General features: G+C 69.8%; 27 protein-coding genes. 13 read left to right on the top strand and 14 right to left on the bottom strand.

All coding sequences use genetic code 11. From position 1 onward, the window contains the following. The first annotated feature begins 116 nt into the window (after positions 1-116). Positions 117-818 (top strand): Clp protease N-terminal domain-containing protein, encoded by a 702-nt coding sequence (locus ACFWNN_RS11905; protein ID WP_382439884.1) that lies wholly within the window; start codon positions 117-119, stop codon positions 816-818. Here the strand turns inward: ACFWNN_RS11905 and priA are convergent. The 5 genes from priA to ACFWNN_RS11880 all read right to left on the bottom strand — a co-directional run bounded on the left by priA (position 784) and on the right by ACFWNN_RS11880 (position 4,974). Continuing rightward, on the bottom strand, positions 784-1,515 hold the full coding sequence (priA, locus tag ACFWNN_RS11900; RefSeq protein WP_382439883.1) for a bifunctional 1-(5-phosphoribosyl)-5-((5-phosphoribosylamino)methylideneamino)imidazole-4-carboxamide isomerase/phosphoribosylanthranilate isomerase PriA: 732 nt from the start codon (positions 1,513-1,515) through the stop codon (positions 784-786). The genes ACFWNN_RS11905 and priA overlap by 35 nt on opposite strands. Before the next feature lie 95 nt (positions 1,516-1,610). Beyond that, entirely contained in the window at positions 1,611-2,246 is a 636-nt protein-coding gene (gene hisH / locus ACFWNN_RS11895) for an imidazole glycerol phosphate synthase subunit HisH (protein WP_382439882.1), read from the bottom strand. A 10-nt stretch (positions 2,247-2,256) separates the two neighbouring features. After that, the gene (locus ACFWNN_RS11890; protein ID WP_382439881.1) at positions 2,257-3,069 is read right to left on the bottom strand and encodes a hypothetical protein; all 813 of its coding nucleotides are present in this window, start codon (positions 3,067-3,069) and stop codon (positions 2,257-2,259) included. A 349-nt stretch (positions 3,070-3,418) separates the two neighbouring features. Beyond that, positions 3,419-4,312: a transketolase family protein gene (locus tag ACFWNN_RS11885; protein ID WP_382439880.1), complete on the bottom strand. Its 894-nt coding sequence runs from the start codon at positions 4,310-4,312 to the stop codon at positions 3,419-3,421. Then, positions 4,312-4,974, bottom strand: a complete 663-nt coding sequence (locus tag ACFWNN_RS11880; RefSeq protein WP_382439879.1) for a thiamine pyrophosphate-dependent enzyme — start codon at positions 4,972-4,974, stop codon at positions 4,312-4,314. Before ACFWNN_RS11880 ends, ACFWNN_RS11885 begins: the two co-directional genes overlap by 1 nt. A 74-nt stretch (positions 4,975-5,048) precedes the next feature. Between ACFWNN_RS11880 and soxR the strand changes: the two genes are divergently transcribed. The 3 genes from soxR to ACFWNN_RS11865 are packed head-to-tail and all read left to right on the top strand — an operon-like array spanning position 5,049 to position 6,657. Further along, positions 5,049-5,495, top strand: a complete 447-nt coding sequence (gene soxR / locus ACFWNN_RS11875; RefSeq protein ID WP_382440125.1) for a redox-sensitive transcriptional activator SoxR — start codon at positions 5,049-5,051, stop codon at positions 5,493-5,495. Between the two features lie 35 nt (positions 5,496-5,530). Beyond that, positions 5,531-6,055, top strand: coding sequence for an RNA 2'-phosphotransferase (locus tag ACFWNN_RS11870; RefSeq protein ID WP_382439878.1), 525 nt, complete (start codon positions 5,531-5,533; stop codon positions 6,053-6,055). Continuing rightward, positions 6,052-6,657 (top strand): class I SAM-dependent methyltransferase, encoded by a 606-nt coding sequence (locus tag ACFWNN_RS11865; RefSeq protein ID WP_382439877.1) that lies wholly within the window; start codon positions 6,052-6,054, stop codon positions 6,655-6,657. The genes ACFWNN_RS11870 and ACFWNN_RS11865 overlap by 4 nt, the downstream gene beginning before the upstream one ends. A gap of 19 nt (positions 6,658-6,676) precedes the next feature. On the opposite strand, the gene ACFWNN_RS11860 is transcribed toward ACFWNN_RS11865, so the two are convergent. Genes ACFWNN_RS11860 through hisD form a run of 4 tightly spaced genes read right to left on the bottom strand, consistent with a single transcriptional unit; the run spans position 6,677 to position 9,847 of the window. Continuing rightward, positions 6,677-6,832, bottom strand: coding sequence for a hypothetical protein (locus ACFWNN_RS11860; RefSeq protein ID WP_382439876.1), 156 nt, complete (start codon positions 6,830-6,832; stop codon positions 6,677-6,679). Continuing rightward, entirely contained in the window at positions 6,832-7,431 is a 600-nt protein-coding gene (gene hisB, locus ACFWNN_RS11855; protein ID WP_382439875.1) for an imidazoleglycerol-phosphate dehydratase HisB, read from the bottom strand. Before hisB ends, ACFWNN_RS11860 begins: the two co-directional genes overlap by 1 nt. After that, a complete protein-coding gene (locus ACFWNN_RS11850; protein WP_382439874.1) occupies positions 7,428-8,534 on the bottom strand; it encodes a histidinol-phosphate transaminase in 1,107 nt (368 codons plus the stop codon). The genes hisB and ACFWNN_RS11850 overlap by 4 nt, the downstream gene beginning before the upstream one ends. Continuing rightward, on the bottom strand, positions 8,531-9,847 hold the full coding sequence (gene hisD / locus ACFWNN_RS11845) for a histidinol dehydrogenase (protein ID WP_382439873.1): 1,317 nt from the start codon (positions 9,845-9,847) through the stop codon (positions 8,531-8,533). Before hisD ends, ACFWNN_RS11850 begins: the two co-directional genes overlap by 4 nt. 132 nt (positions 9,848-9,979) lie before the next feature. On the opposite strand from hisD, the gene ACFWNN_RS11840 reads away from it, so the two are divergent. Continuing rightward, the gene (locus ACFWNN_RS11840) at positions 9,980-11,275 is read left to right on the top strand and encodes a M14 family metallopeptidase (RefSeq protein WP_382439872.1); all 1,296 of its coding nucleotides are present in this window, start codon (positions 9,980-9,982) and stop codon (positions 11,273-11,275) included. Here ACFWNN_RS11840 and ACFWNN_RS11835 read toward each other — a convergent pair. After that, entirely contained in the window at positions 11,259-12,389 is a 1,131-nt protein-coding gene (locus ACFWNN_RS11835) for an aminotransferase class V-fold PLP-dependent enzyme (protein ID WP_382439871.1), read from the bottom strand. The genes ACFWNN_RS11840 and ACFWNN_RS11835 overlap by 17 nt on opposite strands. 27 nt (positions 12,390-12,416) lie before the next feature. Between ACFWNN_RS11835 and ACFWNN_RS11830 the strand changes: the two genes are divergently transcribed. Together ACFWNN_RS11830 and ACFWNN_RS11825 are read left to right on the top strand one after the other, a co-directional pair. After that, positions 12,417-12,905: a hypothetical protein gene (locus ACFWNN_RS11830; protein WP_382439870.1), complete on the top strand. Its 489-nt coding sequence runs from the start codon at positions 12,417-12,419 to the stop codon at positions 12,903-12,905. A 10-nt stretch (positions 12,906-12,915) separates the two neighbouring features. Further along, positions 12,916-13,407, top strand: coding sequence for a hypothetical protein (locus ACFWNN_RS11825; protein WP_382439869.1), 492 nt, complete (start codon positions 12,916-12,918; stop codon positions 13,405-13,407). On the opposite strand, the gene ACFWNN_RS11820 is transcribed toward ACFWNN_RS11825, so the two are convergent. Continuing rightward, positions 13,400-14,899: an ABC transporter substrate-binding protein gene (locus ACFWNN_RS11820; protein WP_382439868.1), complete on the bottom strand. Its 1,500-nt coding sequence runs from the start codon at positions 14,897-14,899 to the stop codon at positions 13,400-13,402. The two genes, ACFWNN_RS11825 and ACFWNN_RS11820, sit on opposite strands and share 8 nt — an antisense overlap. Before the next feature lie 42 nt (positions 14,900-14,941). Between ACFWNN_RS11820 and ACFWNN_RS11815 the strand changes: the two genes are divergently transcribed. Together ACFWNN_RS11815 and ACFWNN_RS11810 are read left to right on the top strand one after the other, a co-directional pair. After that, the gene (locus ACFWNN_RS11815) at positions 14,942-15,721 is read left to right on the top strand and encodes a carbon-nitrogen hydrolase family protein (protein ID WP_382439867.1); all 780 of its coding nucleotides are present in this window, start codon (positions 14,942-14,944) and stop codon (positions 15,719-15,721) included. A 22-nt stretch (positions 15,722-15,743) separates the two neighbouring features. After that, positions 15,744-16,172, top strand: coding sequence for a hypothetical protein (locus ACFWNN_RS11810; protein WP_382439866.1), 429 nt, complete (start codon positions 15,744-15,746; stop codon positions 16,170-16,172). Here ACFWNN_RS11810 and nadC read toward each other — a convergent pair. From nadC to nadA, 3 genes are read right to left on the bottom strand one after another with little or no spacing between them, the layout of a single operon-like run. Further along, positions 16,143-16,979 carry a carboxylating nicotinate-nucleotide diphosphorylase gene (gene nadC / locus ACFWNN_RS11805; protein ID WP_382439865.1) on the bottom strand — a complete coding sequence of 279 codons (837 nt, stop codon included), beginning with the start codon at positions 16,977-16,979 and terminating at the stop codon, positions 16,143-16,145. The two genes, ACFWNN_RS11810 and nadC, sit on opposite strands and share 30 nt — an antisense overlap. Next, positions 16,976-18,589 carry an L-aspartate oxidase gene (locus tag ACFWNN_RS11800; RefSeq protein ID WP_382439864.1) on the bottom strand — a complete coding sequence of 538 codons (1,614 nt, stop codon included), beginning with the start codon at positions 18,587-18,589 and terminating at the stop codon, positions 16,976-16,978. Before ACFWNN_RS11800 ends, nadC begins: the two co-directional genes overlap by 4 nt. Further along, a complete protein-coding gene (nadA, locus tag ACFWNN_RS11795) occupies positions 18,589-19,608 on the bottom strand; it encodes a quinolinate synthase NadA (RefSeq protein ID WP_382439863.1) in 1,020 nt (339 codons plus the stop codon). The genes ACFWNN_RS11800 and nadA overlap by 1 nt, the downstream gene beginning before the upstream one ends. 73 nt (positions 19,609-19,681) lie before the next feature. Here nadA and ACFWNN_RS11790 point away from each other — a divergent pair, with 73 nt between their 5' ends. The 4 genes from ACFWNN_RS11790 (at position 19,682) to ACFWNN_RS11775 (ending at position 23,505) form a co-directional block, all read left to right on the top strand. Continuing rightward, positions 19,682-20,377 (top strand): NUDIX domain-containing protein, encoded by a 696-nt coding sequence (locus ACFWNN_RS11790; protein WP_382439862.1) that lies wholly within the window; start codon positions 19,682-19,684, stop codon positions 20,375-20,377. A 10-nt stretch (positions 20,378-20,387) separates the two neighbouring features. After that, positions 20,388-21,068: an LON peptidase substrate-binding domain-containing protein gene (locus ACFWNN_RS11785; RefSeq protein WP_382439861.1), complete on the top strand. Its 681-nt coding sequence runs from the start codon at positions 20,388-20,390 to the stop codon at positions 21,066-21,068. A gap of 473 nt (positions 21,069-21,541) precedes the next feature. Further along, complete coding sequence (locus ACFWNN_RS11780; RefSeq protein ID WP_382439860.1) at positions 21,542-22,786, top strand: MFS transporter; 1,245 nt, start codon at positions 21,542-21,544, stop codon at positions 22,784-22,786. Next, positions 22,783-23,505: a putative hydro-lyase gene (locus ACFWNN_RS11775; RefSeq protein ID WP_382439859.1), complete on the top strand. Its 723-nt coding sequence runs from the start codon at positions 22,783-22,785 to the stop codon at positions 23,503-23,505. The genes ACFWNN_RS11780 and ACFWNN_RS11775 overlap by 4 nt, the downstream gene beginning before the upstream one ends. Positions 23,506-23,520 lie beyond the last annotated feature (15 nt).

The following is a 23,520-nucleotide window of genomic DNA, read 5'->3' as shown; positions in this document are numbered from 1 at the left end:
CAACGTTGACCAGGTGCGTCAATGTTGATCGCGGTTTGTCCACGTTGAGTCAATGTTGATCGCGACGCGTCAACCCGAGGTTGACCGGCCGCTCAACGTCAACCTAGAGTTGACGCATGATCCAGTTGACCGACCTCATCGTCACCGTCGCCCAGGAGGCCGACGACGCTCTCGTGCGCCTGTCCAAGGCCGTCGAGATGAGCGGTCAGCTCAGCGAGCTCGGCGACCACCTGATCGGCCACTTCGTGGACGAGGCGCGGCGCGGCGGGGCGAGCTGGGCCGAGATCGGGGAGAGCCTCGGCGTCACGAAGCAGGCGGCGCAGAAGCGGTTCGTGCCCAAGGAGTCACCGGAGCTGGGCAAGCCGACCATGGAGCGCTACACGCAGCGGTCGCGGCGGGTCATCGCGCTCGCGCGGCACCACGCCCGGTTCAGCGAGCGGATCGGCACCGAGCACCTATTGCTCGGGTTGCTCGACGAGTCGGCGGGGCTCGCGGCCAAGACGATCGCGAAGCTGGAGTCCGGGGACGGCAGCACGCGCATCGCGACGCTCAACCGCCTCGACGCCGAGGCCAAGCAACGGCCGGAGAAGCAGCCGTACACGACGCACTGCAAGAAGGCCCTCGAACTGGCCGTCCGCGAAGCACTCCGCATGGGGCACATGTTCATCGGCACCGAGCACATCCTGCTCGGCGTGCTGCTGGAGGCAGATGGGACCGCGGCCGACGTGCTTCACAACACCGGTGTGACGCACGTGGCCGCGGCCGCTCACATCGAGTCCGTGGTCAACGGACCGCAGCGAGTGCTTCCGGGAGCGTGAACGCGCCGGCGTAGAGGGCCTTGCCGATGATGGAGCCCTCGACGCCGTCGCGGGAGAGCGCGGACAGGGCCACCAGGTCGTCCACAGTGGACACGCCACCGGACGCGATGACCGGGGCGTCGGTGCGGGCGCAGACCTCGCGCAGCAGGTCGAGGTTCGGGCCGGTGAGCGTGCCGTCCTTCGACACGTCGGTCACGACGTAGCGGGTGCAGCCGTCGCGGTCGAGCCGGTCGAGGACCTCCCAGAGGTCGCCGCCGTCCGACGTCCAGCCGCGGCCCTTCACGCGGTGGCCCTGCTCGGTGATGCGGACGTCGAGACCCACGGCGATCTGCTCGCCGTACGCGGCCAGCGCCTTCGCGCACCACTCCGGGTCCTCGAGCGCGGCGGTGCCGAGGTTCACGCGCGCGCACCCGGTGGCGAGGGCCGCCTCCAGCGAGGCGTCGTCGCGGATGCCGCCGGACAGCTCCACCTTCACGTCGAGCTCGCCGACGACGCGCGCGATCAGCTCGCGGTTCGAGCCGCGCCCGAACGCCGCGTCGAGGTCGACGAGATGGATCCACTCCGCCCCGTCGCGCTGCCACTGCAAAGCCGCGTCGAGCGGCTCGCCGTAGTTCGTCTCGGTACCGGCTTCGCCCTGCACGAGCCGGACGGCACGACCGTCGGCCACGTCAACAGCGGGGAGGAGTGTGAACGTCACGCGGTCAGCCTAGCGTCACCGAGGACGAGGGCGGCCACGCGCTCCTGGGCCTCCGCCGTCCTGATCGGACACGGCGAACACGCGCAGCCGCGTGGTCACGACAGGGTGGACAGCCAGCTCTGCAGCAGGTGCGCTCCGGCGTCGCCGGACTTCTCCGGGTGGAACTGGGTCGCCCACAGCGGCCCGTTCTCGACGGCCGCCACGAACTCGTCACCCGAGTGGTCCGCCCACGTCACGAGCGGGGCCTTGAGGTGGTCGGCCGGCTCCAACTCCCAGCGGCGCACGCCGTAGGAGTGCACGAAGTAGAACCTCGTGTCCTTGTCCAGACCGGCGAACAGCTGCGATCCCTCGGGCGTGCGCACGGTGTTCCAGCCCATGTGCGGCACGATCGGCGCTTCGAGCCGCTCGACGGTGCCGGGCCACTCGCCGCAGCCCTCGGTCAGCACGCCGTGCTCGATGCCGCGGTCGAACAGGATCTGCATGCCCACGCAGATGCCGAGCACCGGACGGCCACCGGCCAGGCGTGCGCCGATGATCCTGGCGCCGCGCACCGAGTTGAGGCCCTCCATGCACGCCGCGTAAGCGCCGACGCCGGGGACGACGAGACCGTCCGCCTCACGGGCGGCGCGAGGGTCGGACGTCACCTCGACCTGGGCGCCGACCCGCTGAAGCGCGCGCTCGGCCGAGCGCAGGTTGCCGGAGCCATAGTCAAGTACGACGACACGTGCCACGCCGTCCAGGTTAGTCGGTCGGAACCGCACCCTGGGTAACCGGGATGACCGGCAACACCACGTTGATCGGTTTCGTCTGCACGAGCCGCCGCCGGAGCGTCACCAGCAACCCGACGAGCAACGCGAGCAGCAGCGCGCCGATCAGGTAGTAGACGACCGCCGGGATGTTCAGCAGGACCGTCACCAACGCCGTCAGCACCATCAGCGGGAAGATCAGCGCGAGCGGCCAGAGTTGCGCGCGCGGCGGTTCGAGCGTGGTCAGCACGGCGTCCGCCCTGCCCTGCTCGGTGAGCTCCGCCACCTGCGCGACCTCCAGCAGCCCGGCGGCGCGGAAGAAGTCGGGGATCGCCGCGCGGCCGTTCTCGAAGTCGCGGATGCGTTCGAGCGTGCCCTTGCGGCTCGCGGACGGGTGCAGCGCGGTGAGCTTGTCGATGGCGTCGAGCTGCCACTTCTCCTTCTCGCGCAGGTCGACCATGCCCGCGGTCATGCGGTCGAACGCCCTGCCGACCGGCCCGGACTGCTTGGCCTCGCCCGACAACCGGAGCACCGCCTCGCGCGAACCCCACATGGAGGCGCGGCCGAGCGACGTCGTGAACATGTAGAGCAACGCGGCGTCGTCGTTCCACACGGCCAGCGCGGCGCCACCGCCGATCTTGCGCACCCGGTTCGTCATGTACGCGGCCTCGTTGAGCTTCGTGGCCGGAGGGGGCAAGAGCACCGTGCCGGACTGCACCGGGACGAGCGCCGCGGGCCCCACGTTGCCGCTGTGCATGGCCTTCTGCAGCTCGGCGGCGTTCAACGGGGTCCAGATCAGCATTCTCACGACCAACATCATTCCTGGTCCGCTTCGCGCGCCCGTGCGGACATGCCCAGAACATCACGTACCGGGAACGCAACCGTGCGCCGGGCACGGCTTCACGCCGCCGCGCTCACCGCTCCCAGCCACGCACGCCACGAGCACGTACACCGGAACCGTGACCAGGACCGGGATCTCCAGCGCCCCCATGCCCTGGCGCTCGCCGACTTCCCGCCGTCGACTCCGTCCACATAAGACCGAACCGCCGCGCGGGTCGGGCACGATCAGGATCCCGCCTGATCGTGCCCCCACCTCGTTACCGAATCGCGCGCGAAGGCGCGCCGGTCCAGTCATCCCCCATGGCGAACATGTTCCTTCACCCCCTGAAGAAACTCCGCACAGCACTCCCCAGCCCCACCACGTCGAGATCATGAGCAGCGTCATGGTCTTCGGCCGTGCCGTAGTTGCGGAGCTCTGCGTGCCGTTTGACGCCTATACAACGCACACGGTGCGGAATAGGTTGCAGCGTTTCTGAGATTTGATGGGAAGAAGTTCCTTCGAGGTACGGCTCGACCACCATCACGTCGGCGTGGTCGGTGTCCTGCACCGCCCTCAGCAGTCCGTCCGAGTCGAACGGGCGGATCGTTGCCGCGTAGAGCACCGTGACATCGGCCTTCTCGCGCTCGACGGCGGCGAGCACGCGGTCGAGCATCGGGCCCACGGCGAGGACGACGCCGCGCTTGCCGTGCTTCAAGGTTGTGAAACCTTCGCCCACGGGGTGCGGCTGTGCGTTCTCGTGCAGCGAAAGCCTCATGTAGACGCGGTTCTCGTCCTTCAGTGCCTGGCGCAGCAACGGGACGACCTCGTCCGGGTGACCCGGCACGTGCACGGTCCAGCCCGGCAACGTGTCGAACAACGCGACGTCGGCGGGCGACTGGTGGGTGCGGCCCCACGCCGGGTCGTCATAGGACGCTCCGATGCTCACGAACACCGCGCCCACGTCCTGATGTCCGATGTCGAGCTTGATCTGCTCGTACGGGCGTTCGACCAGGAACGGCGCGTAGCTGTGCACGACCGGTCGCAGTCCCGCCAGCGCCAGGCCGCTCGCCACGCCGACCATGGTCTGCTCGCGGATTCCCACGTCCACGACGCGTTCGTTCTCCTGCGGGAACTCGTTGCTGGAGATCACCGCGGTCACCACGGCGATGCGCGGGTCGGCGGCGATCTCGTCGTTGACCGTCTTCACGAAGGCCTGGCGCATGGTGGTCATCAGTAGCTCTTCTCTACCTTGGCGACGACCGCATAGGGGCGGTCGTGCGGCGCGGTCAGTGCGGTGAAGATCGCCTCGTGGTCGCGGCCGTCGATCTCGGCCGTCTGCCAGCCCTCGACGGCGAACCTGCTCGCGATGCCGCCGGGCCACCCGTACATCGCGGACTGGTTGTCGATCACGATCGCGGTGAGGTTCGCGACACCGCGCCGAGCCGCCACCGCGATGGCCTCGTGGTTGCTGCCCTCGTCCAACTCACCGTCGCCGACCAGCACGAACGTGCGGCCGCGACCGCCCGCGACCCGTTGCCCGATGGCCGTGCCGACGGCGATCGGCAGACCGTGGCCGAGGGAGCCGCTGCTGATCTCCACGCCGCGCACGAGCACCCGGTCGGGGTGCTGGCCGAGCGGGCTGTCCCACGAGGTCCAGTTGTCCAAAATGGACTCCTCGATGAACCCCTTCTCCGCGAGCACGGCGTAGTACGCCATCGGGCCGTGTCCCTTGGAGAGCAGGAACCGGTCGCGGTCGGGGTCGTCGACGGTCGCGGGTGTGACGTTGAGGACCTTGTCGTAGAGGACCCAGAGCACGTCGATGGTGGAGGCCGCAGCCCACTCGTGCTTCTCGTCCCCGGTCATCCTCGCGAAGAGCTCTGGTATCCGTTGCATGGCACCAACTCTTTAACCTCGACCATGCTGGAGGTCAAGACCGTTACCATGATCTGGTGAGCAAGCTGCCGGAAATGCTGACCATCGGCCAGGTCGCCGAACGCAGCGGCGTCCCCCACACCGCGCTGCGCTTCTACGAGGACAGGGGCCTGATCGCCTCGGTGCGGACCGCGGGCAACCAACGCCGCTACCTGCGCTCGGTGCTGCGCCGGCTCGCGTTCATCCGCACCGCCCAGCGCGTCGGCCTCACCCTGGAGGACGTCCGAGACGCCCTCGCCCAGCTCCCGGACAACCGCACGCCCACGAAGTCCGACTGGGAACGCCTCTCGCGCTCGTGGAAGTCGGAGCTCGACGCGCGGATCGACGCGCTCTACCGGCTGCGCGACCGGCTCAGCGGGTGCATCGGGTGCGGCTGCCTGTCGCTGCGCAGCTGCGCGCTCCAGAACATCGACGACGAGCAGGCGTCCCACGGGCCCGGCGCGCCCAAGCTCAAGCCCGTGGTCGAGGGCGGCACCGACTAAAACCGCTGGACCGGCTGTGGTTTCCTGGTGACCAAATGGAAGACGAACGAATGATCCGCCTCTCCAAGCGGATGTCCAAGGCGCTGCGGCACAAGCCGGAGCGCGTCGGCCTGACCCTCGACGCCGCCGGCTGGGTGCCCGTGGCCGACCTCCTGAACGCCCTCGGCATCACCGAGGCCGACATGGTCGAGGTCGTCGCCCGCAACGACAAGAACCGCTTCACGGTCGTGGGTGACCGCATCCGGGCCAATCAGGGCCACAGCGTCGAGGTCGAACTCGGACTGCCCACGGCCGTCCCGCCCGGCGACCTGTTCCACGGCACGGTGGCGCAGTACCTCGACGACATCATGCGCGACGGGCTGCGGCCGATGTCCCGCCACGACGTGCACCTCTCGCCCGACCGCGAGACCGCCCGCCGCGTCGGCGCACGGCGCGGACGGCCGTTGATCCTCGTCGTCGACGCCCAGGCCATGCACGCGGACGGGCACGAGTTCCGGCTCAGCGCCAACGGCGTGTGGCTCACGCAGCACGTTCCCGCCCGCTACCTTCGGACCTCGTGAAGCACATCGTCGAGAACGGCTACGACGTCATCGCGCAGCGGTACGTCGACTGGTCCGCGCAGATCACCGACGACCCCCGGCTGCGGTACCTCGCCGAGTTCGACGAGCGGCTGCCCGACGGCGCGAAGGTGCTCGAACTCGGCTGCGGCGCGGGTGTCCCCTGCGGCCGGAAGCTCGCCGAACGGCACGACCTGCTGGGCGTCGACCTGTCCCGGAGCCAGGTCGAACTCGCCCGCGCGAACGTGCCGGGCGCGCGGTTCGAGAAGGCCGACATGACCGCGCTCGACTTCGCGGAGGGCACGTTCGACGGCATCGCCGCGTTCTACTCGATCCTGCACGTGCCGCGCGCCGAACAGCCCGCGCTCCTCGCGAACATCGCGCGCTGGCTGAAGCCCGGCGGGCTGTTCCTGGCCTCGCTCGGGGTCGGCACGCCGGACGTCACCACTACCTGGCTCGGGGTGGAGATGTTCTTCGGCAGCAACCCGCCCGAGAAGAACCGCGAACTGCTCGCCGAGCACCTAGAGATCGTCGTCGACGACCTGGTGACCATGCACGAGCCCGGCCCGGCGACGTTCCACTGGGTGCTCGCCCGCAAGAGCTAGCACCCGGTGGTCGCCCCGGTCAGAGCAGCCAGAGGACGGCGCCGCCGACGGCCACGACGGTCAGCACCAGCAGGATGACCGCCAGGAGCTTGGCGGTCTTCCAGGTGGTGTAGACGCCACCGGCCAGGAAGCCCGCGAGGGCCAGCAGGCCGATGACGACGACTTCCTTCGGCATCAGAGCACGCCCTTGGTCGACGGGATGCCGCCGACGCGCGGGTCCGGCTCCACGGCCGCGCGCAGGGCGCGGGCGATGGCCTTGTACTCGGCCTCCGCGATGTGGTGCGGGTCGCGGCCGTACTCGACCCGCACGTGCAGGGCGATCTGGGCGTGGAAGGCCAGCGACTCGAAGACGTGCCGGTTGAGCACGAACGGGTAGTTGCCGCCGATGACGAAGCTGTTGAACTGCTCCGGCTCGCCCTTGTGCACGGTGTACGGGCGGCCCGAGACGTCCACCGCGGCGTGCGCGAGGGTCTCGTCCATCGGGATCCAGCAGTCGCCGAAGCGGCGGATGCCCTTCTTGTCGCCCAGCGCCTCGCGCAGGGCCTGGCCGAGGACGATCGCGATGTCCTCCACCGAGTGGTGGGCGTCGATCTCGACGTCACCGGTGGCCCTGACGATCAGGTCGAAGCAGCCGTGCACGCCGAACGCCGTGAGCATGTGGTCGTAGAACGGCACACCCGTGCTGATCTCGACCTTGCCGGTGCCGTCGAGGTCGATCTCGACGTAGACCGACGACTCCTTGGTGGTGCGCTCCACCTTGCCTACACGGCTCACCGGCTGACCTCCTTGCTGGCCGCGAGGAACGCGTCGTTCTCCTCGGGCGTTCCGACGGTCACCCGCAGGTGACCCGTGATTCCGACGTCCCTGATGAGCACGCCGTGGTCCAAATAGGACTTCCAGACCTCGCGTGCGTTCTCGAACCAGCCGAACAGCACGAAGTTCGCGTCCGACGGGACGACCTGGAAGCCCAGGTCCGTCAGCGCCGCCGACACCCTGTCGCGTTCGGCGGCGAGCTTCGCCACCGAGCCGAGGGTCTCCGAGGCGTGCCGCAGCGAGGCGCGCGCGGCCGCCTGCGTCAGCGCCGAGAGGTGGTACGGCAGGCGCACCAGCAGGAGCGCGTCCACCACGGCCGGGGCCGCCGCCAGGTAGCCGAGGCGGCCGCCCGCGAACGCGAAGGCCTTCGACATGGTGCGGGAGACGATCAGCCGCGAGCCGAACTCGTCCAGCAGCTTGATGGCGCTCTCCTGCGGCGAGAATTCCGCGTACGCCTCGTCCACCACGATCATGCCGGTCGTGGAGGCGATCAGCAGGCGCAGGTCGTCGAGCGGGATCGACTGGCCCGTCGGGTTGTTCGGCGACGTCACGAAGACGACGTCCGGCTTCGTCTCCGCGATCAGCGCCGCGGCCTTCTCCACGTCCAGCGAGAAGTCGGGCCGGCGCGGGGTCGGCGACCACTCGGTGCGCGTGCCCGCCGCGATGATCGGGTGCATCGAGTACGACGGCTCGAAGCCCAGAGCGACCCGGCCGGGGCCGCCGAACGCCTGCAGGATCTGCTGGAGGATCTCGTTGGACCCGTTGGCGGCCCACACGTTCTCGGACGTGAGCGGCACCGACGTGGCCTCGGACAGGTACGCGGCCAGGTCGTCGCGCAACGCCACCGCGTCGCGGTCCGGGTACCGGTGCAGCTCGCCCGCGATCTCGGCCACCGCGGCGACGACGTCGGCGGCGAGCGCGTCCGTCGGCGCGTACGGGTTCTCGTTGGTGTTCAGGCGGTACGGGACGTCGAGCTGCGGCGCGCCGTAGGGCGTGCGGCCGCGCAGATCCTCGCGCAGGGGCAGGTCCGACAGCTCCACCCGCGCGCCGATCACTGGCTTCATCGAGAGAACCTCGCTGTCACTGCCTGCCCGTGCGCGGGCAGGTCTTCCGCGTTGGCCAGCGCGACGACCTTGTCCGCGACCTCCCGCAGTGCTTCCTCGGAGTAGTCGATCACGTGGATGCCGCGCAGGAACGTCTGCACGGACAGCCCCGACGAGTGCCGCGCGCAACCGGCGGTCGGCAACACGTGGTTCGAGCCGGCGCAGTAGTCACCGAGCGACACCGGCGAGTGCGCGCCCACGAAGATCGCGCCCGCGGACCGGATCCGCGCCGCCACCTCGCGCGCGTCCCGCGTCTGGATCTCCAGGTGCTCGGCGGCGTACGCGTCGACCACCCGGACGCCTTCGTCCACAGTGGACACGAGCACGGTGCCGGACTGCCTGCCGCCCAGCGCGGTGCGGATGCGCTCGGTGTGCTTGGTCGCGCCGACCTGGCGCTCCAGCTCGGCGTCCACCGCGTCCGCCAGCTCGACGGAGTCCGTCACCAGCACCGACGCCGCCAGCGGGTCGTGCTCGGCCTGGCTGATCAGGTCGGCCGCCACGTGCACGGGGTCGGCCGACGAGTCGGCCAGGATCGCGATCTCCGTCGGCCCCGCCTCGGAGTCGATGCCGATCAGCCCGCGCAGCAAGCGCTTCGCCGCCGTCACGTAGATGTTGCCGGGACCGGTGACCACGTCGACCGGGGCCAGCTCGGCCCCGTCGGTGTCCACGCCTCCGTGCGCCAGCAGCGCCACGGCCTGCGCGCCGCCCACGGCCCACACCTCGTCGACGCCGAGCAGCGCGGCCGCGGCGAGGATCGTCGGGTGCGGCAGGCCACCGAACTCGGCCTGCGGCGGCGAGCACACCACCAGCGACTCGACCCCGGCGATCTGGGCCGGCACCACGTTCATGACGACCGTCGACGGGTAGACCGCCAGGCCGCCGGGCGCGTAGAGGCCGACGCGGGCGACCGGCACCCACCGCTCGGTGACGGTGCCACCGGGCACCACCTGGGTCGTCGTGTCGACGCGCTTCTGGTCCGCGTGCACTTTGCGGGTGCGGACGATGACCTCTTCCAGAGCCTCGCGCACAGCCGGGTCCAACGAGGACAAAGCGGACGAAATCTCCGAAGCGGGCACACGGACGGAAGCAGGACGAACACCGTCGAACTTCTCGGTGTACTCCAGCGCCGCCTCGACACCGCGCTCGGCGATGGCGTCCACCAACGGCCGCACATGATGCAGAACCGCGTCCACGTCCACCTCGGCGCGCGGCACGACGGCGCGCAACTGAGCAGGGGTCGTGGTGCGACCTCGCAGGTCGATGCGGTTGAGCATGACTTACAGCCTAGTTCCTGCGGAAATCTGTCAACGGTCAGCCCGCTATCGGCGCTACTCAGCCCGTGACGCCCCGGCCACGCTCGGTCGAGCACATCTCCGTCGCAAACCCCTGCTGATGATGGAGGACCCATGTTCACCAAGCGCCGCGGCAAGATCGCCGCGATGCTCGCCATATGCCTGCCCGTGCTGGTCGCGGGCATGGCGACGCCCAGCACGGCCGACTCCGGCCGCTACCTGCTGGAGATCACCGCCAACACCTCCGCCGAACGCACGCAGATCGCGCAGTCCGGCGTCGACGTGCTCGGCGCGGTGAAGCTCACCACCGTCTCCGTCGTCGCGGACAAGGCGCAGTACCGGGCCCTGCAGGCCACCGGACTGCCGATCAAGTACGTCGGCGACTTCGAGAAGGAGCTCAAGGCGCTCGGCAAGGTCGACTTCGCCGACCCGCAGCCCGGCCAGATCGGCACGCAGGACTTCCCGTCCGGTTACACGGGCTACCACAACTTCGCGGAGATGACCGCGGAACTCCAGCAGACCGTGCGCGACCACCCGACGCTCGCGAGCCTGCGCAGCATCGGCAAGAGCGCGCAGAACCGGGACATCTGGGCCCTCAAGGTCAGCGACAACGTCGCGACCGACGAGGCCGAGCCCGAGGTGATCTTCACGTGCAACCAGCACGCGCGTGAGCACATCACCGTCGAGCAGTGCCTCCAGATCATCAAGCGCTACACCGACAACTACTCGACGCCGGCCATCAAGAACCTGGTGGACAGCCGCGAGGTGTGGTTCGTGCCGATGGTCAACCCGGACGGCGTCGAGTACGACATCGCCACGGGCTCGTTCCGCGGCTGGCGCAAGAACCGCCAGGGCAACGGCACCGACCTCAACCGCAACTGGGGCTACAAGTGGGGCTGCTGCGGCGGTTCCAGCGGCAGCACGACGTCGGACACCTACCGCGGCCCGTCGGCGTTCTCCGCCCCGGAGACCACCGCCGTCAAGAACTTCGTGGACTCCCGCGTCGTCGGTGGCGTGCAGCAGATCAAGACGAACATCGACTTCCACTCGTTCTCGGAGCTCGTGCTGTGGCCATTCGGCTACACCACCGCGAACACCGCGCCCGGCCTGGACGCGACCGAGGAACGCGCGTTCCGCACGCTCGGCCAGCAGATGGCCGCCACCAACGGCTACACGCCGGAGCAGGCGAGCGACCTCTACATCACCGACGGCAGCATCGACGACTGGATGTGGGGCCAGCACAAGATCTGGTCCTACACCTTCGAGATGTACCCGAGCAGCGGCGGCCTCAACGGCTTCTACCCGCGGGACACGGTCATCGCGGCGCAGACGAGCCGCAACGACCGCGCCGTCGACATGTTCGTCGGCTACTCGGACTGCGTGAAGCGGGTCATCAACGTGTCGTGCTGACCGTCTCGATGATCTCCAGCGCCCGGTCGATCTCGGCGTGAGTGACGAAGTAGTGCGGGGAGGCCCGCACTACTTCGTCCAGGCCGCGCCGGGTCATGTCGAGCAACGTCGACCCGGCCGACGACACCGTCACGGCGACGGAGGCCTGCCACAGCCGGTCCTTCAGCTCCAGCGCCGGCACACGCTCCGACGTGAAGGTGACGATGCCCGACTGCCGCTCACCGAGATCGCGCACGGTGATGCCGGGGATGCCGGCGAGCCCTTCGCGCAAGCGCTTGGCGCGGTCGGCGACCTCGGCCTCGATCACGTCGAGCCCCAGGTCCAAGGCGTACCGCGCGGCCGCGATCAGGCCGAGCCGGTCGGCGACGCCGCACTCCCAGAGTTCGAAGACCCGGGCATCCGAGCGCAGCCGGTAGGACTGAGGGCCCGTCCACTCGCCGCTGTGCAGGTCCACCAGGCGTGGGTGGAGCCGCTCGCGCACCTCGTCGCGCACGACGAGGGCACCCGTTCCGCGTGGGCCTCGCAGCCACTTGCGGCCGGTGCACGACAGCATGTCGTAGTCGAGCCCGCGCAGGTCCAGTTGACCGGCCGACTGGCAGGCGTCGAGCAACACCAGCGCACCGACCTCACGAGCCGCCGCCGTGATGTCGTTGACCGGGTTGATCAGGCCGCCGTTCGTCGGCACGTGCACGAGCGAGATCAGCTTGACTCGGTTGTCAAGGTTCAGGGCGCCGAGATCGACCTGTCCGTGGATGTCGGACGGGATGACCTCGACGACCGCCCCGGCCTCCGCCGCACGACGCAGGATCGGGATCGCGTTGCCAGCGTATTCGGCCTCGGTGACGAGAATTCGGTCTCCGGCCGCCAGGGGCACCGCGTCGAAGGCCGCCAACCATGATCGAGTCGCACTGTCCGTGAAAGCGACCTCGGAGGGCTGACACCCGAACAGGTCAGCGAGAACGCCGTACCCCGCTTCGAGATCGTCCCGCCGTTCCGCCGCGGCCCGGTAGCCACCGATCTCGGTCTCCCGCCTGAGGTGGCCGATCACCTCGTCCACGACCGGTGCGGGAGGGATCGAGGAACCTGCGCTGTCCAAGAAGATCAGATCGCTCACTCACCCCACTGTGCCACCATCGAGTGCATGGGGGATCGCACGTTCGGGTACAGCGCTCAGGTAAGACCTTTCCTGTGGGTCTTCCTCGTGGTGACACCACTGGAGATCCTGCTCGTGGAGCTGATCGTGCCGTGGTTCTGGCTGCGCGCGGTGCTCCTCGCGTTCGGCGTGCTGAGCGCGGTGCTGCTCGGCTACCAGCTCTGGCTGCTCCACAGGTTCGAGCACGAGGTCGACGACGAGCACCTGTGGCTGCGGTACGCGCGGGAGTTCGAGTACCGGATTCCGTTGAGCGCCATCGAAAGCGTGACGCAGGGCACGACGAGCCGGACGCTCGGCAGGACCCGGTCCGTTGTGGACGGCACGCTGGTGCTGGAGATCTCCAGCTCCACCAACGTCTCGTTGCGACTGAACACACCGCAGGAGGTCGACCTGGGCCGCCAGGGCGCACATGACGTGACGAAGATCGAGTTCTGGACCGACGACCCCGACGGCATGGTGCGCGCGCTGCGAAAATAGGCTCACGGCCATGGTGGAGATCCCCTACGGCAAGCGCATGAAGCCGCGGTACGTGCGGTTCCTGATCATCACGGCGGTCGGGATCGCGCTCGTCGCGTTCGGACTCGACATCCCGTGGCTGCTCATCACGCTGAGCATCCTGGGCGTGCTGAACGCCGTCGTGTGCGTGGGCGCTCTCTACGTGCTGACGAAGCAGCCGCACACCGTCTCGGACGACGAGCTGCGGCTGCGTCAGCTGGGCTTCTTCGACTGGCGGCTGCCGACCTCGGACCTCGGCGAGGCCCAGCTGGCCGAACGCACCCACAAGGGGCAGCGCAGCGTCGAGGTGATCGGCGACGCGCTCGTCATCCAGTCGCTGACCAGGACGAACATCAGCGTGCCGTTCCGCGAGCCGCAGCTGGTGGACCTCGGCAAGACGGGGGCGAAGCGGGTCGCGCGCGTCGAGTTCTGGGCGGACGACCCGGAGCGCGCCGTCCGCGAGATCAACGCCAGGACTACTTAGGGTCCCACTTCTCCAGGTTCCACCACGGACCCCAGGCCAGCGCGCCGTAGGAGTTCGGGTCGACCACGGGCTGGTAGCCGTTCCACGAGTCGCGCATCACGTACGCGTGCTCGGGGAACACCAGCACCGCCATCGACGGTGCCGCCACGAACGCCTGCTGGAAGAGCTTGTACGCCACGGCCCGCTGTGCCGGGTCGATCAGCCGGCGGCCGTTCTCCAGCGCGGCGTCGGCGGCGGGACTGCCCTGGCCGCGCAGGTCGTAGAGCATCAGGTCGGGGTCGAACGGCGAGCCCTCGCCGTACAGCAGCGCGTCCTGGGCCATCCGCGGCCGGATCGCCTCCCACGACAGCCCGGCGAGCTGCACGTCCACGCCCACGGCCTTGGCGTCGGCCGCGAACGCCGTCGCGAGGTCGGCGCGCAGGTCGTCGCCCAGCGGGTACATCAGCGTGAACCGGGCCGCGACGCCCTCGCGCACCCGGATGCCGTCCGCGGCGGGCACCCAGCCGCCGACGTCGAGCTGACGGGCGGCCTCGGTCTTGTCGAAGCGGAACTTCGCGGTCGGGTCGAACTCCTCGGCCAGCGCGTCCGGCACCGGCGTGTACGCGATGGTGCCCTTGCCCTCGAGCAGGCTGTCGATCATGGCCTGGCGGTTCGCGGCGAAGTTGAGCGCGAGGCGGATGGTGGCGTTGCCGGTCACGGGGTTGGCCGCGGGCAGCCGCACGGCCCGGTAGTCGGCGCTGCGGTGGTACTGGACCTGCAGGCCCGACTTGCCGGCGAACTGCGCGGCGATCTTGGGCGGCAGCACCGTGCCGTCGAACTCGCCGTCCTGCATGCGGCGCGCGCGCTGGTTGTCGTCGGTGACGAACACGACCGTCAGCTTCTTGACCTTGGGCGCGCCGCCGAAGTAGCCGTCGTTGGACTCCAGCAGCAGCCGGTCGCCCTTCTTCCACTCGGTGACCTTGTACGGCCCGGTGCCGACCGGCTGGCCCTCCGGCGTCGCCTGCTCGCTGGGCAGGATGCCGAGCACGAGCAGGTGCGGGAACGCGGCCTGCGTCTGCGTCAGGGTGAAGCGGACCGTCGACGGGTCCAGCTGCTCGACGCCCTTCAGGGTGCTGAACCGCTCCTTGACGGTCGTCTGCAACGCCGCGGTGTACGTGGCCACGACGTCCTCGGCGCCGAACGTGCTGCCGTCGGTGAACTTGACGTCGCCGCGCAGCTTGACCGTCCAGCTCAGCCCGTCCGCCGACGGTTCGGGCAGGTCGGCCGCGAGCTGCGGGGTGAGCGAGCCGTCCTGGCGGTGCTCGACCAGGCCGTCGTAGATCTTGGACACGCCCTGCGCGCCGTACCCGAGCAGCGGGTTCAGCGTGGTGGGCTCGTCGCGGTCCGCCAGCACGATCGACGTGCCGTTCGACCCACCGTCCGGGCGGGGTGTGGCGGTCTCGGTGCAGCCCGCGACGGCCAGCAACACGACTAGGAGCAGTGGGGAACGCACAGTGTTAGACCCTATCTGGCCAGGACCCTACAGTTGACCCCCATGCGCATCGCCGTGAGTCAGATCAGCTCGACCACCGATCCCCGTTCCAACCTGGAGCTGGTGCGGGACGCGGTGCGGCGGGCCGAGGGCGCGCGGGTCGTGGTGCTGCCCGAGGCGACGATGTGCCGGTTCGGCGTGCCGCTGGGGCCGGTCGCGGAGCCGTTGGACGGGCCTTGGGCGTCGGCGGTGCACGAGATCGCCGCACAGCACGACGTGGTGGTCGTGGCCGGGATGTTCACGCCTTCCGGTGACCGGGTGACGAACACGATGCTGGTGACCGGGCCCGATCTGCACGTGGGCTACGACAAGATCCACCTGTTCGACGCGTTCGGGTTCCAGGAGTCGCGGACGGTCGCGCCCGGCGACAAGCCGGTGGTGTTCGAGGTCGACGGCGTCACGCTCGGCGTGGCCACCTGTTACGACGTCCGCTTCCCCGAGCTGTTCCGGGCGTTGGCGGACAAGGGTGCTTCGGCGGTGCTGATGGGTGCGTCGTGGGGTGCCGGGCCCGGCAAGAAGGAGCAGTGGGAGCTGCTCGTGCGGGCGCGCGCGTTGGACTGCACGTCGTTCGTCGTCGCGTGCGGGCAGGCGTATCCGGGGGATCTCGGGTCCTCGGCGCCCACCGGGATCGGGTACTCGACGGTCGCGGACCCGTTCGGGAACGTCGTGGTGCAGCTGTCCGAGCAACCCTCGGACACCGTGGTGGACCTCGACTTCGACGTGGTGGCGCAGGCCCGTGAGGTGCTGCCGGTGCTCGCGAACCGGCGCTTGACCTCCAGTTAGGTCGAGCCCACAGGATCGGGGCATGACACTTCCCGAACTGCCCGCCTTCGTCCACAACCGCAACGAGATCGACGGTTACCAGGTCTACCGCGTCAGCGGTGGACGGTCCGACCGGGCCGTGGGCTGCGTTGTGCTGGTGACGGTGGAGACCGACGACGAGGCCACCGCACGGGCGTGGGTCGATTCCGTGTTCGTGGCGCTCGCCAGTGAGCCGAAGCCGCACCCTGGTGGGATCTCCGCGGCCTTCCACATCCGGGCCGACGGCAAGCAGGTCATCAACTACGCGGAGTGGGCCAGCGCGGAGGACCACGTCGAGGCGTTGGGCGGCACCGGCGGGGTCGGGTCGCAGACCGCCGACTGGCGCCGGGTGCAGAACTTCCCCGGCGCCCGTGGCGTAGGTGTGGAGCGGTATCAGCCGCCGCTAGCGCAGGTCCATGCCGAGGTCGAGTGACGGGCTGGAGTGCGTGAGGCCGCCCACCGCGAGGTAGTCCACGCCCGTTTCGGCGTACGCGCGGGCCACGTCCAGCGTGAGCCCGCCGGACGACTCCAGCTTCACGCCCTCGGGCCGTCGGGCCACGGCCTGGGCGCACTGCTCGGGCGTGAAGTTGTCCAGCAGCACCAGTTCCGCGCCCTCGGCCAACGCCTCGTCGAGCTGCTCCAGGCTGTCGACCTCGACCTCCATCAGCAGTTCCGGGGCGTGGGCACGGGCGGCGCGGATCGCGGCGCCGACCGAACCGGCCGCGGCGACGTGGTTGTCCTTGATGAGGATCGCGTCGCCGAGGCCCATGCGGTGGTTGACGCCACCGCCGGCGCGCACCGCGTACTTCTGCAGCAGACGCAGGCCCGGCAACGTCTTGCGGGAGTCGCGGACGGCCGCGCCGGTGCCCTCGATCGCGCTGACCCAGCGGGCGGTCTGCGTGGCGATGCCCGAGAGGTGGCAGATCAGGTTCAGCGCCGTGCGTTCGACGGTGAGCAGGCCTCGGGTCGGGCCCGTCAGCACCAGGGCGGGTTCGCCCGGCACGGCCTTGTCACCGTCCTGCGCCTCGGACACGATCTCGATCTCGGGCAGGTAGCGCTGGAACGCCGTGCGCGCAACGGAAACGCCGCACAGGACGCCGGCCGCGCGCGGGGTGATCTCGGCGGTGGCGACGGCCTTCTCCGGCACCGTCGCGAGCGTCGTGGCGTCCAGGCCGTAGCGGAGGTCCTCCTCCAGCGCGAGCTGGATGACCCGGTTCGCGTCGTCCCAGTCGATGGTCATGCGACACCTTCTGCGAGAACGGGATCGGCCAGCACGGGCTGGCCGGTCGGGGTGAGCCGGACGAGCTGGCTGCGTTGCCACGCCTGCGAACGCTCGGTGTAGTCCGTGCGGACGTGGCAGCCGCGCGATTCGGTGCGTTGCTGCGCGGCGGCGATCAGGGCGCGGGCGGCCATCGTCAGAGCCGCGTCCTCGACCAGTTCGCGCGACTCCAGCTGCTTGTCCACAGTGGACACGTCGAGCACCGAGCCGACCACGGCCAGACCCTCGGCGTCCCGGCCGATGGCGGCGTAGCGGGACATCACGCGCTGCAACATGTCCCGGTCCGCGACCGGCGCCGTCGGGAGGACGGGGTCGGCGGCGCGGGCGGGTGCGATCAGGCCGATCGCGAGGTCCGCGGCGACGGTCTCCGCGGCACGGGTGCCGCAGACCAGGCCTTCCAGCAGGCTGTTGGAGGCCAGGCGGTTCGCGCCGTGCAGGCCCGTGCGGGCGACCTCGCCGACCGCGTAGAGACCCGTGACGCCGGTGCGGCCGTCGACGGTGGACACCACGCCGCCACAGGCGAAGTGCGCCGCCGGGGCCACCGGGATCGGGTCCTTCGCCGGGTCGACGCCGACCGAGACGCAGGCCGAGTAGACGGTCGGGAAGCGGGTCGCCATGTCGTGCAACGCCGTCGCGTCCAGGAAGACGTGGTCGTCGACGCCGCCGGGCTCCAGGGCCATGTGGCGGGTGATCGCGGCCGCCACGACGTCGCGCGGGGCGAGGTCCTCGAGCGGGTGCACGCCCTTCATCACGCGCGCGCCGGTCGCGTCGACCAGCACGGCGCCCTCCCCGCGCACGGCCTCCGTGACGAGCGGGCACCGGCCGCGCGCGCCCCGGCCCGTGTAGAGGACGGTCGGGTGGAACTGGATGAACTCGACGTCCGCGGCGAGCGCGCCGGCGCGCAGGGCCAGCGCGAGGCCGTCTCCCGTTGCCACGGAAGGGTTCGAGGTCGCCTGGTACATCTGGCCGAGGCCACCGGTCGCGAGCAGGACGGCCGGTGCGGTGAGCACGCCGGGCACGCCGTTGCCGTCCAGCACCAGGAGTCCGGCCACGGCACCGAGCGGGGTCTTGACCGCGTCGACCGCGACGTGGTTCTCCAGCAGGGGAACCCGTCCGTCCACAGTGGCCTTGAGCAGCGCCCGTTCGACCTCGGCGCCGGTGGCGTCGCCGCCCGCGTGCACGACGCGGAACGCGCTGTGACCGCCTTCGCGGGTGCGTTCGAGCAGGCCGTCCGGCTTGGCGTCGAACACCGCACCGCGTTCACGCAGCTTCGCGACCGCCGCGGGACCGTCGGTGATGATCGCGGCCACGGCCGCGTCGTCGCAGAGGCCCGCGCCCGCCGTCAGCGTGTCCTCGACGTGCTTCGCGACCGAGTCGCCGGGGTCGTGCTGGTCCTCCATGACGACAGCGACGCCGCCCTGAGCCCAGCGCGTGTTGCCGTCGTCCCCTGCGGCCTTCGTGACGACCAGAACCCGAAGTCCCAGCTCACGAGCCCGCAGCGCGGCGGTGAGACCCGCCACGCCGGTGCCGACCACGATCAGGTCGGCTCGCGCCTCCCAGCGCGCGGCCATCACTCACCGCCGCCGGGCTGGCCGATCTCGATCATGCGCTGCACGGCACCCTGGGCGCGCTTGGCGGTCTCCAGGTCGACGTGCACCTCGTCCAGGCCGTCGCGCACGCACCGCAGCAGCGCGGCCGGCGTGATCATCTTCATGTAGGTGCACGACGCGCGGTCGTTCACGGCCCGGAAGTCGATCTCCGGGGCGGCCTTGCGCAGCTGGTGCAGCATGCCGACCTCGGTCGCGACGAGCACCTTCGTGGCCTTGGTGCTGCGGGCCGCGCTGATCATGTCGCCGGTCGAGAGGATCTTGACCTTCTCCGCCGGGACGATGCCCTCGCCGCTCAGGTAGAGGGCGCTGGTGGCGCAGCCGCACTCCGGGTGGATGAACAGGTCGGCCTCGGGGTTCGCGGCGGCGCGTTCGGCCAGCTCAGGGCCGTTGATGCCGGCGTGGACGTGGCACTCGCCCGCCCAGATGTGCAGGTTCTCGCGGCCGGTCTCGCGCTTGACGTGCGCGCCCAGGAACTGGTCAGGGCAGAACAGCACCTCGCGGTCGGCCGGGATCGACGCGACGACGTCGACGGCGTTCGAGGACGTGCAGCAGATGTCCGTCTCGGCCTTCACCTCGGCCGTGGTGTTCACGTACGACACGACGACCGCGCCGGGGTGCTGCGCCTTCCACTCGCGCAGCTGCTCACCGGTGATCGAGTCGGCGAGCGAGCAGCCCGCGCGCTCGTCCGGGATCAGCACAGTCTTCTGCGGCGCGAGGATCTTCGCGGTCTCGGCCATGAAGTGCACGCCGCAGAAGATGATGGTCTGCGCGTCCGACTGCGCGGCGATGCGGCTGAGCGCGAGGGAGTCACCGGTGTGGTGCGCGATGTCCTGGATCTCGGGCAGCTGGTAGTTGTGCGCCAGGATGACGGCGTCGCGTTCCTTCGCGAGGCGCAACACCTCGTCCCGCCACGCCGCGTTCGGCTCGACTCCGCCGTACACGCCTGACGCGGTTCGCTCCACGGTTGCGGTAGCGACCATCACTGCCTCCTCGATCCGGGGTTTTCGCCTATTGGTCGAAAACGTGGCCGATAGTATCAGCCAGGTGGCAGGTGTGGGGCACGAAGTTCTGGCCGCTGTGTTGCGGGTGAGAGGTGCGTCACTCCAGGTCATGCTGTGGGAGCGCGCTCGGGAACCACACGCTCACCGCTGGTCGTTGCCGGGCGGCGGGCTCCGGGTGGACGAGGACGTGGAGTCCTCGATCCGCCGTCAGCTGGCGGAAAAAGTCGACGTGCGACAGTTGTCACACGTCGAGCAGCTGGCCGTGTTCAGCGCCCCGGACCGCGTTCCCGGACCCCGGGTCGTGGCGACCGCGTTCCTCGGACTGGTCCCTTCGGACGTCGATCCGGAGGTCCCTTCGGACACGGCCTGGCACTGCACCGAGAAGTTGCCCGCCATGGCGTTCGACCACGCTTCGATCGTGCATCGAGCGAGGCACAGGCTCGGCTCGAAGCTGTCGTACACGAACCTCGGTTTCGCGCTGGCGCCGCCGGAGTTCACGATCTCGCTGTTGCGCGACCACTACTCCGCGGCCCTGGGCTACCGGGTGTCCGCGACGAACCTGCAACGCGTGCTGTCCCGCCGGTTGCTGCTGGAACCGACGGGTGGCACCGCTCCCCCCGGCCCGTCCGGCGGCCGCCCGGCGGCGCTGTTCCGGTTCAGCGCCAAGGGAATCAAAGTCACCGATCCGTTCGCCGTGCTGAGGCCGCCGGGATCCGGCCGTCCAGCAGGCGGAGGTGGCACCACGTAACGTTGCACGCGTGGCAGAGACGCTTCCGCTGTTCCCGCTGGGCACCGTGCTGCTGCCCGGCGCGTCGCTGCCGTTGCACATCTTCGAGCCGCGCTACCGCCAGCTCGTCGTGGACCTGATGACGGGCTCGCTGTTCGGGCGCACGTTCGGCGTCGTGTGCATCAAGGAGGGCTGGGAGGTGGGCGCCGACAACGTCCGCTCCCTGAAGGACATCGGCTGCTCGGCCGACCTGCTCGACGCCCGGCCGTTGCCCGAGGGCCGGTTCGACATCGTGACGCGCGGGGTGCGGCGCTTCCGCCTGCTGGACGTGGACACGACCACCGCGCCGTACCTGCTGGCGCACGTCGACTACCTGGACGACGCCGCGGTGCCCGAGGCGGCGCAGGAGGTCGTGCCGCTCCTGGAACGCGGGGCGCGGGCCGCCCACGAGCGGTACTGCGGGGCGGCCTGGCACCAGGAGGACTGGTCCGCGCCTTCCGACGACGTGTCGCTGGGGGCGTTGTCGTACCTGCTGGCCGCGGACTGCCTGTTGCCGGTCGAGGATCGGCAGCGGCTGCTGGAGGAGCGGTCGCCTGCCCGCCGGTTGCGGCTGGTGCGGAAGATGCTGCATCGGGAGACCGGGATCTTGAGCGCCCTGAAGGCCGTTCCGGTGCCGTTGACGGAGTTCGGGCACGTGCCCAGTCCCAACTAGGTTCCGCGGAACTTCTCGAACGCCGGCGCGGGGTGGCGCCGAACGGGGTTCGCAGGCGATCAGGTGCCGGGGATTTCAGGACCGCTCTGGCGTCTTCGACCTCGGCGGTCAGGTCGTGGCCTGTGGACGGGCATCCGCGACGGCCCGGCACCTGCGGTGGTGTGGCAGAGCGCGGTGCCGTCGGCAGAGTTCGAGCGGTTCGCTGAGCGCGGTGCCGTCAGCAGCGTTCGAGCGTTCGTCGAGCAGCGGACCTCAGGCCGAGGCGAGCTGAGGCTCGAGCGCAGAGCGCGCCGCGGACGGGTTCCGCAGACCGTTGAGCCGCACCCACCGGAGCCAAGAAGCCGATCCTCGGGCTCCGATCGTTGGATCGTTGGATTGTGGCCTTGTGGGATTGTTGAACAATTCGTACTCTGAGGTCCACATCACACTCCACCGCTTCTCTCCCACTCCTCCACCACGCTGCGAGGTGTCCCATGAGCACGTCCACGACCGAGGACACAGGCCGTTTCGCCTGGTTCCGCAGTCTCGGCCAGAAGGGCAGGCGCGCGTTCGTCGGCGCCTTCGGCGGCTACGGACTGGACTCGTACGACTACTGGGTCCTGCCCCTGAGCCTGGTCGCGATCACCGGCTACTTCGGGCTCACCAAGGCCGAGGCCGGCCTGCTGGGCACGAGCACGCTGCTCATGAGCGCCATCGGTGGCGCGGTGGCGGGCATCATGGCCGACCGGTTCGGCCGGTCCAAGACGCTGATCATCACGGTGGCGGCGTACGCGTTCTTCACGGTGCTGTGCGGGTTCGCGACCAACTACGAGACGTTGCTGGTGTTCCGGGCGTTGCAGGGGCTCGGGTTCGGTGGCGAGTGGGCGGCCGGGGCGATCCTCGTGGCCGAGTACTGCAAGCCGAAGTACCGCGGCCGGACGGTGGCGTTCATCCAGAGCGCCTGGGCGGTCGGCTGGGGGCTCGCGGTCGTCGTCAACACCATCGTCGCGTCGGTGGCCGACCCCGCGATCAGCTGGCGGATCATGTTCTGGACCGGTGCGCTGCCCGCGATCCTCATCTTCTACGTGCGCCGCAACGTCGACGACGCGCCGGAGACCAAGGCCCAGCCCAAGGAGCGCGGCACGTTCCCGAAGATCTTCCAGGGGCCGATCCTCAAGACCACGCTGTTCGCCGCACTGCTCGCGACCGGTGTGCAGGGCGGGTACTACACGCTCGCCACGTGGCTGCCGGCGTTCCTGCAGACCGGGCGCGGGCTCACCATCATCGGCACGGGCGGGTACCTCGCGTTCCTCATCACCGGCGCGTTCATCGGGTACGTGTGCGGCGGCTATCTGACGGACTACCTGGGGCGCAAGAAGACCTTCACGGTGTTCGCCATCGCGAGCGCGCTGCTGATCGTGGCGTACACGCAGATCCCCAACGGCGCCAACACGTTGGTCATGTTCCTCGGCTTCCCGCTCGGGTTCTGCATGTCCGCCATCTTCAGCGGGTTCGGGAGCTACCTGTCCGAGCTGTACCCGACGCAGCTGCGGGGAACGGGGCAGGGCTTCACGTACAACTTCGGGCGCGCGTTCGGCGCGGTGTTCCCCGGTCTGGTCGGGTTCATGGCCGACCGTCTCGGCATCGGCGGTGCGATGCTGTTCGGGGCGGCCGCGTACGGGATCGCCGTCGTCGCCCTCATCTGGTTGCCGGAGACCGTCAACAAGGAGCTCGAATGACGACCGCGGGACAGGCACCGGGACAGGCGCAGGCCAACCTGATCGCGATTCCGCGGGACTGGGCCTACGACTTCCTCCTCTTCACCCACCGCAACCCCAAGCCGTGCCCGGTGCTCGACGTGCTGGACGCGGGCGAGACGGTCAGCGCGCTCAAGCAGGACGCCGACGTGCGCACCCACGCGCCGCGCTACCGGATCTGGGAGAACGGTGAGCTCACCGCCGAACCGGAGGACGCCACGCCGTACTGGCGCGACGACCTGGTGACGTTCCTGATCGGCTGCAGCTTCACGTTCGAGACGGCGCTGACCAACGCGGGCGTGCCGCTGCGGCACGTCGAGCAGGGCAGGAACGTCTCGATGTTCAGGACGGACATCCAGTGCCGCCCGGCGGGACGGCTGCACGGCCCGATGGTCGTGTCGATGCGCTGGATCCCGGAGTCGTTGGTCGACATCGCGCACAAGGTCACCGCGCTCATGCCGTCGGTGCACGGCGCCCCGGTCGGTGCGGGCGACCCGAGGATGCTCGGCATCGACGACGTCCACACGCCGGACTTCGGGGACGCCGTGGAGCCCGAACCCGGTGACGTGCCGGTGTTCTGGGCCTGCGGGGTCACTCCGCAGGCGGTGCTGATGAAGTCCAAGCCGCCGTTCGCGATCACGCACGCGCCGGGTCAGATGTTCGTCACCGACATGCCGGACTTCGCCTACCGAGTGGGATAGGCCTGCACGAGGACG

Source organism: Lentzea sp. NPDC058450 (genome assembly GCF_042721395.1).
Lineage (GTDB): Bacteria > Actinomycetota > Actinomycetes > Mycobacteriales > Pseudonocardiaceae > Lentzea.
The sequence above is the reverse complement of the archived record's forward strand: the minus strand, read 5'-3'. Positions and strand labels throughout refer to the sequence as shown.